A 14,859-nucleotide genomic window follows, 5' to 3' on the forward strand; every position below is an offset into this window, starting at 1 on the left:
CCTTTCACATAATTCTTACGCTCGTTCCCGTTTCACTGCTTTTATATATAGCCTCGATAATTTTTGAAACGGTAAGCGCCTGCTCCGGCTTTACGACTAGGTCTGCTTTCCCCAAACAGCTGTCAACAAAATTCTCCGCCTGGACAAATCCTGCCTTTCGTTCATCATGTTCTGCCTTTGCAAAGCTTTCCATAAACGTGCCATGTTTCGGCTGATAAAGCTCAAATGGATAAACGTTTAAACCGCCGTCCACCCCGGAAATGCTTACATGCTTTGTGTCTTCTTTTATATTCGCTGCCCATGAACATTCGAGCAGCAGGGACATTCCGTTTTGAAACGTAATATATCCTGATACATGATCATCAACGTCGAACGTTTCATGGTCAAAGGTTCCCCAATCATTGATTTGATTCGGAATTTTACTTAGCCGGTTATAAGTCATTCCCATCACTTCCACAGGCACTGGATTTCCCAATAACCAGAGTGCCTGATCAAGCAAGTGACAGCCGTAATCGATTAAGCTTCCACCGCCCTGCAGTTCTTTATTCGTAAAAACTCCCCAGCCCGGTACCTTTCGTCTGCGCAATGCCTGAACCCTAGTCACCAATGGCTCGCCAATTTCATTTTTCAAAACTGCCTGCTTAGCTACCTGGGATGCTTCCGTGTAACGGTAATGGTAGGCAATGGACAAAAGCCTGTTCGATTTATTGGATGCGTCAATCATCCGTTCGCATTCCGCAGTTGTAATGGCCATAGGTTTTTCACACAAAACATGAACACCTGCTTCCAGTGCTGCAACAGATATTTCCGCATGAAACTTGTTCGGAGTGCAGATTGTTACCGCATCAACTACCTCAAACATGTCATGGTAGTTTTGAAACACATGTTGAATATTGAACTTCTCCGCTACATCCCGTGCACGCGCTTCATTGACATCATGCACCGCTGTTAACTCACACTTTTCCGGTAAATTCAGGTATGCCGGAATATGTCTGTCCTGCGCAATTCCGCCTGCACCAATTAATCCCATTCGTATTTTCGTCATTATCCTACCTTCTCTGCCTTACTGGATTCTAATACTGCCAGAATAACCTCCAGCGATTTCTTTCCTTCTTCCCCATTTATCAACGGTTCTGTGTCATGTAAAATACAATCAACAAAATGATCAATCACATGTGACGTTGTCTGACCGCCTTCATCATTGGATTGAATGGCGCCTAATTCATAGTTCACAACTTCCCCATTTTTATAAGTAACAATTAACGAAAAATCCGGGTGATCCTCCAAACGCAGTGTCGCATTCTCACCATATATAATAGTAGAGTTATCCTCCTTGCCTGTGTATGCCCAGCTTGCCGCCAGTGTTCCAATCACACCGCTTTCTGTTTTTAAAATACAGACAGCATTATCGTCAATATCTGTGCCTTCCTTCGCATTCGTTTCCACAAAGCCAGCCACATCAGTGAATTCCTCATTTAATAGATAACGAAGCAGGTCGGCCTTATGTACACCAAGGTCTCCCATCGCACCGATAAAGGCTTGATCCTTCTTGAAAAACCAGCTATTCCTGCCATCAGCACTCCAGCCCTCAGGACCGCCATGCCCAAAAGTCGTCCGAAAGCTATAAATTTTACCAGCATCACCCTGTTCGATTAACTGCTTTGCCTTTTTATGGGATGCCACAAAACGCTGGTTATGCCCAATCATGAGTTTTTTATTGTTTCTGTGTGCCGCTTCAATCATTTGTTCTGCCTCTTCACGGGAGGTTGCCATTGGCTTTTCACACAAAACATGACAGCCCCGATTTAATGCAGCAATCGAAACAGCTGCATGCAGATAATTCGGCAGACAAACACTTACCGCATCAGGCTTCTCCGCCTCAAGCAATTCCTCATAGCTAGTATAGGCATTTGCCTGATACAAATTGGCAAAATCCTGCACCCTCGTTTCAACAATGTCACACACTGCAACAATTTCAACATGAGGATTGCTATTGTATTCTACTAAGTGCCTATTTTTCGCAATACTCCCGCAGCCAATAACGGCAACACGTAATTTCGTCATGCTTTTCCCCTCCTACTTGTCGGAAATATTCTCTAATGGCTTGCGATTGCCATACGTTGGAGATGGTGTATTCCTATTCGCAGCCCAATTCACGCCATTCGTAATCACACGCTGGATTTCTTTGTTATGATACGTGGGATACGTTTCATGACCAGGACGGAAATAAAAAATCTTCCCTTTCCCACGCTTAAAAGTAGCCCCGCTGCGAAAAACCTCGCCACCCTCAAACCAGCTTACAAAAATTAATTCATCAGGAGCAGGTATATCAAAGTGCTCCCCATACATTTCTTCCTTTTCCAATTCTATAAACTCACCAAGCCCCTCAGTTATCGGATGACTCGGATCAACCACCCAGATCCGCTCCCGATCATCCGCTTCCCGCCATTTAAGATCACACGATGTACCCATCAGCTTTTTAAATACCTTAGAAAAGTGGGCGGAATGCAATACAACCAATCCCATTCCATCCAAAACACGCTGCTTCACCTTTTCAGCAATATCATCCTTCACTTCCTCATGCGCCTTATGCCCCCACCAAACCAATACATCAGTCTCAGCCAGCACATCATCCGTCAATCCATGTTCAGGCTCATCCAAAGTTGCCGTCCGCGTATCAAACCCACTTTCATGCAAAAACGCCGCAATCGTACCATGAATCCCATTCGGATAAATCCCCGCAACTGTTTCATTTTGTTTCTCATGCCGATTCTCATTCCATACAGTTACCTTCATTTCTTTGACACTTCCTTGTTTAAGTATTTTACTGTTTATGTTTATGTGGTGGTTATGGATTGTCGCTCGAATTTGGGTGCTTCTCGCTTGACTTCTGCTGCTCCTCGCTCGAGTCCGGCTGCTTCTCGCTCGACTTCTGCTGCTCCTCGCTCGAGTCCGACTGCTTCTCGCTCGAGTTCCACTGCTTCTCGCTCGAGTTCCACTGCTCCTCGCTCGAGTTCCACTGCTTCTCGCTCGAGTTCTGCTGCTCCTCGCTCGAGTTCCACTGCTCCTCGCTCGAGTCCGGCTGCTTCTCGCTCGAGTTCCACTGCTCCTTGCTCGAGTTCCACTGCTTCTCGCTCGAGTTCTACTGATTCTCGCTCGAGTGACGACGCTTCTCGCTCGAGTGACAGCGCTTCTCGCTCGAGTTCCACTGCTCCTCGCTCGAGTCCGGCTGCTTCTTGCTCGAGTTCCACTGCTTCTCGCTCGAGTTCCACTGCTCCTCGCTCGAGTTCCACTGCTTCTCGCTCGAGTTCCACTGCTTCTCGCTCGAGTGACGACGCTTCTCGCTCGAGTTCCACTGCTTCTCGCTCGAGTGACGACGCTTCTCGCTCGAGTGACGCTCTTCCTCGCTCGAGTGACAGCGCCCCTCGCCCGAGTAACACTCATCCTCCATCATTCAAAATAAACCGCTCTTCCCGTCCGTGCAGATTCATAAATCGCTTCCAATATCTGTGTTACAACGAGTGCTTCTTCTGGTTTTACAACCGGCTCTGTATCATTCAAAATACTTTCAATCCACAACCGTGCTTCAAGCTCTGCATCACTTTCTTCATCCCCATCGTAAAATGCAACCCCGCCTGCATCCAATTCCACGTTAGTTGTGTACAGCTTGCCGAAGTTCTCTCCGTTAATCCGTAATCCGTCCTTCATATCTGCGCCGCCTTCTGTTCCGCTCAATGAACATTTCGCTTCATCGACATCGAGTGAATTCAATGCCCAGCTGGATTCAAGCACAATGGTTGCGCCGTTCTCCATCGTGATAAATCCGAACGCAGAATCCTCAACCTTAAACTTCTGCGGATCCCACGGGCCCCATGCATTTGCCGCATTCTCCCGTTTACCAAGTTTATGAAATGTTGACCCCATCACAGACTTCGGTTTGTAGTTATCCATCATCCATAGCGTCAGGTCCAGTGCATGTGTGCCAATATCGATTAACGGACCGCCGCCTTGTTTTTCCTCATCAAGGAAAACTCCCCACGTTGGAACAGCGCGCCTGCGGATGGCGTGTGCCTTTGCAAAATATACCTCTCCTAAATCACCTCGCTGGCAAGTCTTGTGTAAATACTGACTGTCGGGTCTGAAGCGATTGTTATAGCCTATTGTCAGCTTTTTCCCGGTCATCTTAGCTGTTTCTACCATCAGCCTTGCTTCCTCGGACGTTTTTGCCATTGGTTTTTCGCACATGACATGTTTTCCCGCCTTTAGTGCAGCAATCGTAATTTCTGCATGCGATATGTTCGGTGTACACACGTGCACGACCTCTATTGATGAATCATGCAGCAGTTCCTTGTAATCCGCATAAACTTTAGCCCCGGAAACACCATAGTCCTCCGCAGCTTTATGCGCCTTTTCCACCTTGCTGTCACAAAAGGCAACGAGCTCAACCTGTTTAAGCTTTGCTAAACTTGGGAGATGTTTTCCATTGGCAATTCCCCCGCAGCCGATAATCCCAACCTTTACATTCTCCGGCATATCCAATCATCCCGCTTTCCTAAATAATTTTTACCAGACCATAATACTCCTGCATTATTCCTTCACAGACCCTGACGTCAATCCTGAAACAATCCTTCGCTGGAAAAGCAACACTAATATAACAATAGGAATCGTCACAATAACCGTTGCAGCCGAAATATCTCCCCACGGAATCGAATATTGGCTTTGGTACATTGATATTCCAACAGGGACCGTGCGCCATAAGTCATCACTGTTAATCGTTAACGCAAACAAATACTCATTCCATGCTGCAATAAATACTAAAATCCCCGTCGTAAACACTCCAGGTGCAGCGAGTGGAAAAATAATTTTTCGAAACGTTTGAAAAGGGCTTGCTCCGTCAAGTTTAGCCGACTCCTCCAGCTCGAACGGAATTTTTTGAAAGAACGTTGATAAAATCCAAATAGCTAAAGGCAAGCTGATCGTAATATACGGAATCACCAATCCCAAATAGCTATTACGCAAGCCTAGATCCGTAATCAAATTAAACATTGGCGAAATAATTGCTATTTGCGGAAACATCGATGCCGCAAGAACGAGACCCAATATCAGCCCTTTTCCTTTAATCGGCAGCCTTGTCAAGGCATAGGATGTTAACGATGCAAATACTAATGCCAAAACCGTTGTCAGCGCTGATACGACAAAGCTATTTAACATATAGCGAAGCAGCGGCCGATTCGTAAGTGCAGCTTCGTACGACTCGAGTGACGGATTGCTGGTAAACCATTTAAACGATGAGAATATTTCACCGGGAGCCTTTATCGATGTCAGAAACACCCAGATAAATGGAAACATTACAAGAAACACAAACACCACTAAAAACACATAAAACCCAATTCCTGCTCGTCTATTCATTCACTGCCCTCCTCATTTAGTACGACCTGCAAATAATTCCGAACCGATTAATTTTACGTAAACAAAACTAATGATCGCCACACATAGGAATACAATGACCGAAAGCACCGAACCTTCACCAAAATTTTGCTGGGCGAACAATGTTTTATACGCATAGATTGAAATCGACTCTGTTGCATTCGCCGGTCCTCCTCCAGTTAACACGTAAATGAGGTCGAATACACGGAAGGCATCCAACGTTCTGAACAGCAATGCAACTAATATAGACGATTTCAGCAATGGCAGCGTAATACTCCAAAACTGCTGCATTTTATTGGCGCCATCTACATCCGATGCTTCATATAACGAATTCGGTATCGTCTGCAAGCCGGCCAAAAGCAGAAGTGCCATATATGGCGTTGTTTTCCAGACATCAGCTAATATGATCGAAAACATTCCACCCTCTGATGTGGACAAGAGCCAGGATGCATCCGGGATGATATGCAGCACCTCCAAGTAATGTCCCACAATTCCGGATTGCCCATCATATAAGAATCCCCACATCATCGCGGCGACGGCAGTAGGGATCGCCCATGGAATAAGCACCGATGCCCGAACAAGTCCTCTTCCTTTAAACGCACGATTAATAAGCAAAGCAATTCCTAAACCAAGTACCAATTCCAGCGCTACCGATACAACGGTGAAAAAGGTTGTGTTCCAGATTGAATTCCACATCCGTTTATCCTTCAAATACTTGCCATAATTAGCTAAACCAATGAAGTTAGACTCCAAAATCGTTTCAGACGTCGATCCAATTAAATCCGCAGTCTGCTGGAATTTCTGTCCCGCTTCCTCATCGCTTGAGGATTCAGCAATAGCAGTCAGATCCTCTTCATACGATTTAAGTGCTTTTCGATAATCTGCTGCTAGGTCGTTATCAACCTCGGTATACTTCAATTCCGGATTGGTAACTGGTTTGAAATTCATCAGCAGCTCATCCACTTTTTCCACTTTTGCCTTAATTTCTTCATTGCTGATCAGCTTCGTATGATACTTGTTTACGCCTTCTTTTATCGAAGCAATTGTGCTTTTCGCTTCATCCTTTTCAGCCTTGCCCTCTAGATCCTCCAGCTGATTATTAATATAAAAATAATTATCAACGTAATTTTCCAAATCAATATTGGAATTCAGCATCAATTGGGACCGCGCCGGATCATTCAGCCTGTAATCAAACAAACTGTTCCAGAACGATTGGGCAACTGGCCACAGCACCACAACAATAACTAGAATAAGAGATGGGATAACCATCGCATAGCCAAGCTGTTTTTCATTCAATTGAAATCGCGGTTTCTTCCTATTTCCCATCATGAACCCCCTCGTGTTTAAGGCTTCGATTTAAAAGAAAAGCAAGATGAGAGTTTCCGCCCATCTTGCTTTCAAACGTTCATCTCATTATTCATTCATCGCTGCTTCAATTTTTGTTTGCATGTTTTTAGCTGCGTCTTCAGCAGATTGGTCACCAGTCAATGCTTTTGATAACTCAATTTGCATGATATCTGAGATTTCAGGGTATATCGGTGATACTGGCCGTGATACCGCATTTTCCAAAACTTCAACAAAATCCGGGTTCGCGAACAATGCACTTGATTCTTTAACATCAGCATCGTTATAAAGATCTCTTAAAGTAGGTGCACGGCCGCCCTCTGTAGCGGCAATCTTCTGTGCCTCAGGACCTGAAAGGAATTTAGCGAATTCCCATGCTTCTTCCGGATGCTCCGTATAACGGTTGATCATGGTCATCCAGCCGCCTAATGTTGAAGCACTGCCTGCATCCCCGCTTGGAAGAGTTGTCATCGCTACATTATCAACAACCTTGGATCTTTCCTCATCAGCCGAAGATGCTTGCATGTATGGCCAGTTACGTGCAAATACTGATTTGCCCTCAATCCAGGCATTTTCGGTTTCCGTTTCCTGGAAGTTCAAAATATTATCCGGAACAAAATCGGAATTTACAATTTCCTGCAATTTCTTAATCGCTTTTACAGTTTCAGGACTATGGACTACGACATTATTATCCTCATCAACAACCTGCCCGCCATAGGAAGCAATAAATTCAATTGCATTACATATCAGACCTTCATATTGAGCAGATTGGAAAATGTAGCCAAACTCTGTTCCTGCTTCCCCTTTGAGCTTGCTTGCCTGTTCAATCAGTTCGTCCCATGTCTTTGGCGGTTCTTTTACAATATCGGTTCTGTAATAAAATACACCCGCATCGGTAAATTGCGGTAATGCCCATTGTTTTCCATCAAAAGTAGCAGATGCAACAGTTCCAGGGAAATAGGCAGCCATATCAATACCATCCCGTTCAATGAAACGATCAAGCTCCAACGCGTAGTTAGCTTGGGCGAACTCAGCCGGCCAGATAACATCTCCATTGAACACATCAATTTCAGAACTCTGTGAACTGAAAGCGGTTACAAGTTGGTCGTGATATTGCCCCGTGTCTGCTGGCATTTCACGAAACTCTACATTTATGTTCGGATGCTCCTTTTCAAACGCTTCGATGATCAATTCATTAGAACCTGTTGTATCAACACCACGTGCGTAAACAATCGTTACTTCTTCCTCTTTTTCATCACTTGCCTCTTCTGTGTCTGTATTCTCGTCAGGGTTATCTTGCTCAGTTGTTGAATCAGAATTACTACATGCAGCCAAAAACACTGCCAACGCGCCAATTAAAAAGATACCTAGTGCACTTTTCCACAACTTCAATGTAACTCCCCCTTATTGTATCGATTCCACCCTCACCATAAGTGGTTGAAATTTTCTAATAAATGAAATCGATTTCATTATGGGTCCTATTATACAATAATTATTAATCTTGTCAATAACTTTTAAATTAAAAAAATTTGTTGACCAAAATATTATTGCCTTAAGAACCCACCTTCCGAATCGATTACCTGTCCTGTAATCCATTCAGCCTCATCACTTACCAGAAACGCAATCAACCGGGCAGCATCATTCGGCAAACCAATGCGCCCCATTAAAAATTTCGGCTTTAGCATGTGCTTTGTTTTTTCAGACATCCAACCCGTATCTGTCGGCCCCGGATTTACTGCATTAACTGTAATACCCAATGGAGCAACCTCTGCTGATAACGAAAGTGTGAATGCTGATATCGCACCCTTTGTTGCACCATATGCCAATTCCTCAATCATCGGCCCCTTGCCTTGTCCAGAGGTCATGTTAACAATTCTGCCTGAAATGTTGCCAGACTTTTGAAGCCGTCGAGCAAATTCCACACTAAGCAATAGCGTTGCCCTCATGTTTACAGCATAATGATCGTCCAATGTTTTCGCATCAAGCTGCAAGTATCCATCCCGTAAAGAATGTGCAGCATTGTTAATCAATATAGTTGGTTCACCTAGCTTTTCCGTGACATCATCAAGGATCAAGTCAGGCGCGTCTGATTGGGATAAATCGATATCCAAATGTTCATACCTTGCACCCAAATCAGTTAGTTCTTTTTGAAACGTTTTTGGCCATACGGAACCAGCATTCCAGTGCGTAAAAAATATAGCAGCCCCTTCTGCAGCTAATGTACGGCATACCGCAGCACCAATTCCGTTACTATGGCCCACACCAGTTACGACTGCAACTTGATTTGCTAACTTCTTCAATTCCAGCACCCTCCCTATGTAGATTCGCGAATAATAAGTTCATGATCCATCACAATGTTGTCCACTCTCTTGCCTCTAATTTTATTGATGAGCATCGTTGCGGATAAGCACCCCATCTTATACATCGGCTGTGCTACAGTGGTCAGTGTTGGATGCGTCATATTTGAAAAGCTGATTTTATCGAATCCGACAAGTGCTATATCCTGTGGAACCCGCAGATCATTTATATTGATCTCCTTCAATGCTCCAATAGCAAGAATATCGGAGACAGCAAATACAGCAGTCGGCCTGTCATCAAGATTTAACAGCACTCGCATCGCTTGCTGTCCGCTTTGAAACCCTAATTGGTCGGTAATATAGATCCACTCATGTTTAATCGGCAATCCGAACTCCCTTAACGCCTTTTCATATCCTTGCCTGCGTTCACGGGCATATAAAAATTTTTCATCCGAATTGATAAGTGCAATCTTTTTCTGACCTAATTTAATTAAATGCCTCACAGCCTGATAAGCTGCTAATTCATTATCAATTGTGACAAACGAAATACTGCCATCCTTTTCATATTCACTGCATTGAACGATCGGATATGTATTGGCTAATTCAATTAACTTCTCTTTGTTAACGGTTGGATCCATCGATATGATTCCATCAGCCAGTCTGTTCCTGATCATATTGAAATAAATTGCCTCTCTGTCGGGGTTTGAATCCGTTTCACAAAGAAGAATATTATACCCTTGGGCAATTGCAGTGTCCTCAATGCCATTAATTATTTCCGAATAAAAAGGGTTTGAAATACTTGGAATTAATACTAGAAGCAGCCTGCTTTCTGAGTTCCGCAAATTCCGGCCGAGCACACTTGGCTCATATTCCAGATCATGGATGGCCTGCTCCACCCTTATTCGCGTTTTATCTGACACGGTATTTCGATTGTTTATCACCCTTGAAACAGTAGCAGCAGATACCCCTGCTTTTTGGGCGACCTCATGGATAGTTGCCATGGAATTACCTTCTTTCATCATGTAAACGATTACAATAATCCTAATATTATATGAATTTTTTGTCAATGAGCTTTTTGTATGAAGTTGTAAATATTGATTTTTTTCAAAAAAAAAGAACCATAGGACGTTCTTTAAATTTATTACTTATGAAGACGCTCAATTTTTGTTTCCACCGCAAATGTACGTTTATTTAATGCCTCTGTTCTATCATCAAAATGGCTGACAATCCTATCCGTGTATTCACCCAGACTTGCAATTATATTTTTCTGCATTCTTTCCTGACCAGCTTTTACATCCTTCACATCATTTTCTATCGTATCAAACCGGCCATCCATTTTGTCCAGACGATTATTTATTTCACCGATATTATGATCTATTCCGTCAAAGCGGGTATTCATTTGCTCAATATTTTTATCTACTCCATCAAAGCGCACATTCATTTGTTCGATGTTTTTATCTACCCCGTCTAATCGATCAAAAATTTTATCAAATGATTCTTTAAATTCCTTATCCAATATCCTTTCACCTCCAATAAAAAAATTTCCTGTTTTTATTTTAACATTTTTTATTATGACAATAGAATAGTTTTTTTAATAGAATCATGCAACATGCTAAAATTTAATTTTGCACAACTGGAATCCAATGAAATTTCTATTTCCCCTTAGACAAAAATAAAAAATAATAGCAGCTATTAGGAAGAAAAATGAGTTATGCTATTCAGAAAAAATTTTAATATACCCTCCAGTTTTACAATTCCAACATAATTCCCTGCATTCCACCAAAATATTTCCCGGGAAATGGCACAATAAATGTTTTGAAGTACCAAAAAGCATTTTTTCGCCATGTTATGTCTCAATATGGTAAAATCTCAGATATAGCATTATTAGACAAAAGGAGACAAACATGAATTACAGCATACTCTTTCTAGACATTGATGGAACGATCCTGAAACCCGATCACACCTATACTGCATCAACAAAAGAAGCGATTATTCAATTGCAAGAGAAGGGAATAGAAGTTTTTCTGGCAACCGGAAGGCCAATACACGAAATCAGGGAACTCGCTGGAGAACTTGGGGTAGACTCATTTATCGGCTATAATGGTGCACTTGCAATTTACCAAAATGAAACCATTATTGAAGAGCCGATGGATAAAAATACGATTGAGGAATTTTTGAAGGTTGCCCGGCGTAATCATCATGAAATGGTCCTGTATACAGATAATACAAACTATTTTACATCCCCAGACGCACCTGAGGTAAGGAAGTTTATCGAAACATTTCAAATGACATACAATGATACGTTTACACCTGAGATTACTAATCGTGTCCTGGGGGCAACGGTCATGAAGCTAAACATTAAACAGGCTGAATTATATGAAATTGAGACAGACATCCATCTCTCCCATGTAAATGTTGAAGGTGCTCAGAACTGCTACGATGTGATCCGCAAAACTGTTAATAAAGGTGAAGCGATCAATCGAGTACTCAAGCGTTTAAATATCCCCAAAGAAAATGCAATTGCCTTTGGGGATGGGATGAATGATAAAGAAATGCTTCAAGCAGTCGGAGAAGGTTTTGCAATGGGGAATGCAGATCCTGAACTTTTTGCCTATGCAAAAAACAAAACTGCAACCGTTGAGGAATCCGGGATTTTCAATGGATTGAAAAGCTTAGGCTTAGTTGATTAAATAAGATATCCTCCTGATGCAAATAATTTAGTGTGAAGGGAGGTCTAATCATGAAAATAGAAGGTGCCGGTGAAAAAATTGAAAAAACCGCAGAACGTTTAATGGAAAAAGGAATTCCGGCAAGAACCGCTGCCTATGCAGCATCGATGGGATATCTAAGGCATCTTAAAAAGAAATAGATTTTATAGAGGAGTGTTTGCTCCTCTATAAAATCCCAAATGCACATTTTGGAATTAGTTTTTTATAAAGAGGCATTGTTACGCATTTGGTACTTAGTGTTGCGCGATTAGATCTCATTATCGCACATCAGCTTATATTTTCACACGGTCAGCCCATCATATTGCCCGCTTACCCTATAATATCGCACTTCGTCCTGCGATTACTGCGCACGCTCTATAAAAAACCTGTCTAGCTCTAGATTGAACTTCTCCGTCTCTTCCAAAAATAACAGATGACTGCTATTTTCAAACGCGACTAATTTAGATCCTTGAATCCGCTGTTGAATAAACTCCCCTGCTGCAACCGGGAAAAATCCAGCACTGCCGAAGCAAATCAATGTTGGGATATCCACATTAGACAAAGATTCCCGATAATCAACTGCAGTCTGATTAAATACGATTGTACTCTCAATGGAGGCTGGTAGCTTATTCATTTCAGCTAAAATCCATTCATGGTCTTCTGGATCAGGCTTTTCCTTAAACATGCCATAAATAAATTCACTGTTAAAACCATTTTGATCCTCCTGAATCGCCTGCATAACCCCTTTAATGGCGTCGAAATCAAATGCACCAAATTCCCATCCTGGCCATATGTAATCTGATGGGGATTGGTCCACAATCGTTAGTGCCTTAATATTTTCTGTTCCAAACTGATTCACATAGTCCCATAACACGAATGCTCCCATTGACCAGCCAACTAAGATAACGTCCTTCAGTTCCAGCAAATCAATGAATTTCTTAATATCCCTGGCATACTGTGCAACAGTATGACCATGTTCCACCTTAGATGATTGCCCGTGCCCTCGAAGGTCCAGTGTGATGGTACGGTATTTTTTACTAAAGAATGGAACTTGTTTATGAAAAAATTTACTGCTCATCATCACACCGTGAATGAATATAACAGGCTGACCTTTCCCTTGCTCAACATAATAAAGCTTTGTTTGTGAATCAAGTTCTGCATATGGCATCGTATCCCTTCCTTTCTAAATTGCATTAGATAGCGCTATATTCTATGTTTAATCGCAGTAATTATAACTGAATATTACAATAATAACCCATGTAAAAATGAGCCTGGGACAAAAGTGTTTTAACCAAAATAAAATCCGAACATAGTTGGAGCATACATACCGCTACGGAAATACACTACGCTTTCCGCGGGCTGCCCCTGAGCCTACTCTGAGCTATCGCTCTACGTAGTCTCATCTAGGCTTTTCATCCCGCAGGAGTCTCCGTGTATTTCCTTCTGTAGTATGGTGAAATGTTCGGCTTTGGGTTAAACAATTTAGTTATGTTCCAGCCTCATATACTATTTACGATATTCCAAAAGCTGCTTATTTAAATTTTTCGTCTGCCCATAAACATCCTGATAAATAGCAAACAGTTTTTTATATGCATTCACACGATCGCGGTTCGGTAAAAATTCCTTATCAACCTTCAAAAACTCATCTGCACAATCCTTCAACGAATCAAACCAGCCACAGCCATAAGCTGCAAGCATTGCCGCCCCCATGCCTGGTCCTTGTTCACTGGATAGCTTTACAATTTTTGCATCGAAAATATCAGCCTGCATTTGCAGCCAATCTTCATTTTTAGTTCCGCCACCAGTAGAAACAATTGTGTCAATAATCTTGCCGTTTTTACGAAAAATATCGATTGATTCATTCAGTGAAAAAGTGATTCCTTCCATCACAGCACGTACAAAATCCTTTCTTTGATGAGAACTGTCCATGCCAATGAAACTTGCACGAATAGCTGCGTCCGCATGTGGTGTTCTTTCACCTACAACATATGGCGTAAACAGTAAGCCATTTGCCCCCACAGGAACAGAGCCTACTTCAGCTACTAAATCCTCAAATGATTCATCTTGAGCAAACACATCCTTGAACCAGCTTAGACTATAGCCAGCGGCAAGGGTGACTCCCATTGTATAGTATGCATTTGGTGCACCATGATTGAAATAATGAACTTTGCCTTGAAAGTCTTTATCATTACCCGACTCATAGGATAGAACGACACCGGATGTACCAATGCTGCATAATGTTTTCCCGTCATCAAGGATTCCAGATCCAATCGCTCCACAAGCATTGTCTGCTCCACCGGCAAATACGGGAGTTGAATCTGCAAGACCAGTAGCTGCAGCAATTTCCGCTGTAATCTTCCCTACTTCCGCATGTGATTCTACTAAAGGAGGACAAAGCGCACTATCAATTCCCAAGAGATCACAGATTTCCCCGCTCCATTGCTTTTCACGAACATTCAACAACAACGTTCCAGCTGCATCAGAGTATTCCATATGCATTTCGCCGGTGAGCCTGTAACGCAAATAATCCTTTGGCAAAAGAAACGTTTTTGCCTTCGCATAAAGCGCTGGCTCATGCTCTTTCACCCAAAGTATTTTTGGCAGCGTGAATCCTTCTAATGCGGGGTTTTTCGTGATTTCCAATAAGCGATCTTCACCAAGCGTATTGTAAATCTGCTTACATTGCTCAGTCGTGCGTGTATCGTTCCAAAGAATTGCATTGCGTAATACGGCATTATTTTCATCAAGCAAAACAAGTCCGTGCATTTGACCGGAAAAACTGATACCTTCAATATCTTCCTTATTACCATCAAAATCTTTTAGCAGATCAGACAGTCCTGCAACTGTCTGATCCACCCAGCTCCTGGGATCCTGTTCACTATACCCGGTTTTTTCCTGGATTAATGGATAATCTTTAGAAATTTCCTGTACAACATCGCCAATTTTATTTACCAGCAAAAGTTTAACTGCACTTGTACCCAAATCAATACCAATTACGTATTTCAACGCAACACCCCTCGTATATTATATTTAGGCCCTTTCATTCAGCCTAGAAATCACACTTGAAAAACCTGCTTTAAGAA

At 42.4% G+C, this 14,859-nt stretch carries 15 protein-coding genes; 2 read left to right on the forward strand and 13 right to left on the reverse strand.

Annotated elements, in window-relative coordinates:
• Nucleotides 1-4 precede the first annotated feature (4 nt).
• The 11 genes from IEV74_RS13455 to IEV74_RS13505 all read right to left on the reverse strand — a co-directional run bounded on the left by IEV74_RS13455 (nt 5) and on the right by IEV74_RS13505 (nt 10,584).
• Complete coding sequence (locus IEV74_RS13455) at nt 5-1,045, reverse strand: Gfo/Idh/MocA family protein (protein ID WP_188455888.1); 1,041 nt, start codon at nt 1,043-1,045, stop codon at nt 5-7.
• Complete coding sequence (locus tag IEV74_RS13460) at nt 1,045-2,064, reverse strand: Gfo/Idh/MocA family protein (protein ID WP_188455889.1); 1,020 nt, start codon at nt 2,062-2,064, stop codon at nt 1,045-1,047. Before IEV74_RS13460 ends, IEV74_RS13455 begins: the two co-directional genes overlap by 1 nt.
• A gap of 12 nt (nt 2,065-2,076) precedes the next feature.
• A complete protein-coding gene (locus IEV74_RS13465; protein ID WP_188455890.1) occupies nt 2,077-2,796 on the reverse strand; it encodes a ThuA domain-containing protein in 720 nt (239 codons plus the stop codon).
• 41 nt (nt 2,797-2,837) lie between these two features.
• Nucleotides 2,838-3,062, reverse strand: a complete 225-nt coding sequence (locus IEV74_RS13470) for a hypothetical protein (protein WP_188455891.1) — start codon at nt 3,060-3,062, stop codon at nt 2,838-2,840.
• 388 nt (nt 3,063-3,450) lie between these two features.
• Complete coding sequence (locus tag IEV74_RS13475) at nt 3,451-4,533, reverse strand: Gfo/Idh/MocA family protein (protein ID WP_188455892.1); 1,083 nt, start codon at nt 4,531-4,533, stop codon at nt 3,451-3,453.
• A gap of 54 nt (nt 4,534-4,587) precedes the next feature.
• Nucleotides 4,588-5,409, reverse strand: a complete 822-nt coding sequence (locus tag IEV74_RS13480) for a carbohydrate ABC transporter permease (RefSeq protein WP_188455893.1) — start codon at nt 5,407-5,409, stop codon at nt 4,588-4,590.
• A gap of 12 nt (nt 5,410-5,421) precedes the next feature.
• Nucleotides 5,422-6,753 (reverse strand): carbohydrate ABC transporter permease, encoded by a 1,332-nt coding sequence (locus IEV74_RS13485; protein ID WP_188455894.1) that lies wholly within the window; start codon nt 6,751-6,753, stop codon nt 5,422-5,424.
• An 87-nt stretch (nt 6,754-6,840) separates the two neighbouring features.
• Nucleotides 6,841-8,163 (reverse strand): ABC transporter substrate-binding protein, encoded by a 1,323-nt coding sequence (locus IEV74_RS13490; RefSeq protein ID WP_188455895.1) that lies wholly within the window; start codon nt 8,161-8,163, stop codon nt 6,841-6,843.
• Between the two features lie 152 nt (nt 8,164-8,315).
• Nucleotides 8,316-9,071 (reverse strand): SDR family oxidoreductase, encoded by a 756-nt coding sequence (locus tag IEV74_RS13495; protein ID WP_188455896.1) that lies wholly within the window; start codon nt 9,069-9,071, stop codon nt 8,316-8,318.
• A gap of 14 nt (nt 9,072-9,085) precedes the next feature.
• Nucleotides 9,086-10,069, reverse strand: a complete 984-nt coding sequence (locus IEV74_RS13500; protein WP_188455897.1) for a LacI family DNA-binding transcriptional regulator — start codon at nt 10,067-10,069, stop codon at nt 9,086-9,088.
• Between the two features lie 140 nt (nt 10,070-10,209).
• Nucleotides 10,210-10,584, reverse strand: coding sequence for a hypothetical protein (locus tag IEV74_RS13505; protein ID WP_188455898.1), 375 nt, complete (start codon nt 10,582-10,584; stop codon nt 10,210-10,212).
• Nucleotides 10,585-10,972: 388 nt separating this feature from the next.
• On the opposite strand from IEV74_RS13505, the gene IEV74_RS13510 reads away from it, so the two are divergent.
• Together IEV74_RS13510 and IEV74_RS19880 are read left to right on the forward strand one after the other, a co-directional pair.
• Nucleotides 10,973-11,758 (forward strand): HAD family hydrolase, encoded by a 786-nt coding sequence (locus IEV74_RS13510; RefSeq protein ID WP_188455899.1) that lies wholly within the window; start codon nt 10,973-10,975, stop codon nt 11,756-11,758.
• Nucleotides 11,759-11,808: 50 nt separating this feature from the next.
• The gene (locus IEV74_RS19880; protein ID WP_268233840.1) at nt 11,809-11,937 is read left to right on the forward strand and encodes a hypothetical protein; all 129 of its coding nucleotides are present in this window, start codon (nt 11,809-11,811) and stop codon (nt 11,935-11,937) included.
• Nucleotides 11,938-12,137: 200 nt separating this feature from the next.
• On the opposite strand, the gene IEV74_RS13515 is transcribed toward IEV74_RS19880, so the two are convergent.
• Together IEV74_RS13515 and xylB are read right to left on the reverse strand one after the other, a co-directional pair.
• The gene (locus IEV74_RS13515; RefSeq protein ID WP_188455900.1) at nt 12,138-12,944 is read right to left on the reverse strand and encodes an alpha/beta fold hydrolase; all 807 of its coding nucleotides are present in this window, start codon (nt 12,942-12,944) and stop codon (nt 12,138-12,140) included.
• A gap of 338 nt (nt 12,945-13,282) precedes the next feature.
• On the reverse strand, nt 13,283-14,782 hold the full coding sequence (xylB, locus tag IEV74_RS13520; protein ID WP_188455901.1) for a xylulokinase: 1,500 nt from the start codon (nt 14,780-14,782) through the stop codon (nt 13,283-13,285).
• Between the last annotated feature and the right edge of the window lie 77 nt (nt 14,783-14,859).

This window comes from Virgibacillus oceani (assembly GCF_014638995.1).
GTDB classification, from domain to species: domain Bacteria; phylum Bacillota; class Bacilli; order Bacillales; family Amphibacillaceae; genus Virgibacillus_E; species Virgibacillus_E oceani.

What these genes read in the sequence shown, in the direction of transcription:
- IEV74_RS13465 (WP_188455890.1), bottom strand. Translation starts at nt 2,796, where the DNA reads ATGAAGGTAACTGTATGGAATGAGAATCGGCATGAGAAACAAAATGAA.
- IEV74_RS13475 (WP_188455892.1), bottom strand. Translation starts at nt 4,533, where the DNA reads ATGCCGGAGAATGTAAAGGTTGGGATTATCGGCTGCGGGGGAATTGCC.
- IEV74_RS13500 (WP_188455897.1), bottom strand. Translation starts at nt 10,069, where the DNA reads ATGGCAACTATCCATGAGGTCGCCCAAAAAGCAGGGGTATCTGCTGCT.
- IEV74_RS13455 (WP_188455888.1), bottom strand. Translation starts at nt 1,045, where the DNA reads ATGACGAAAATACGAATGGGATTAATTGGTGCAGGCGGAATTGCGCAG.
- IEV74_RS13515 (WP_188455900.1), bottom strand. Translation starts at nt 12,944, where the DNA reads ATGCCATATGCAGAACTTGATTCACAAACAAAGCTTTATTATGTTGAG.
- IEV74_RS13510 (WP_188455899.1), top strand. Translation starts at nt 10,973, where the DNA reads ATGAATTACAGCATACTCTTTCTAGACATTGATGGAACGATCCTGAAA.
- IEV74_RS13480 (WP_188455893.1), bottom strand. Translation starts at nt 5,409, where the DNA reads ATGAATAGACGAGCAGGAATTGGGTTTTATGTGTTTTTAGTGGTGTTT.
- IEV74_RS13460 (WP_188455889.1), bottom strand. Translation starts at nt 2,064, where the DNA reads ATGACGAAATTACGTGTTGCCGTTATTGGCTGCGGGAGTATTGCGAAA.
- IEV74_RS19880 (WP_268233840.1), top strand. Translation starts at nt 11,809, where the DNA reads ATGAAAATAGAAGGTGCCGGTGAAAAAATTGAAAAAACCGCAGAACGT.
- IEV74_RS13485 (WP_188455894.1), bottom strand. Translation starts at nt 6,753, where the DNA reads ATGGGAAATAGGAAGAAACCGCGATTTCAATTGAATGAAAAACAGCTT.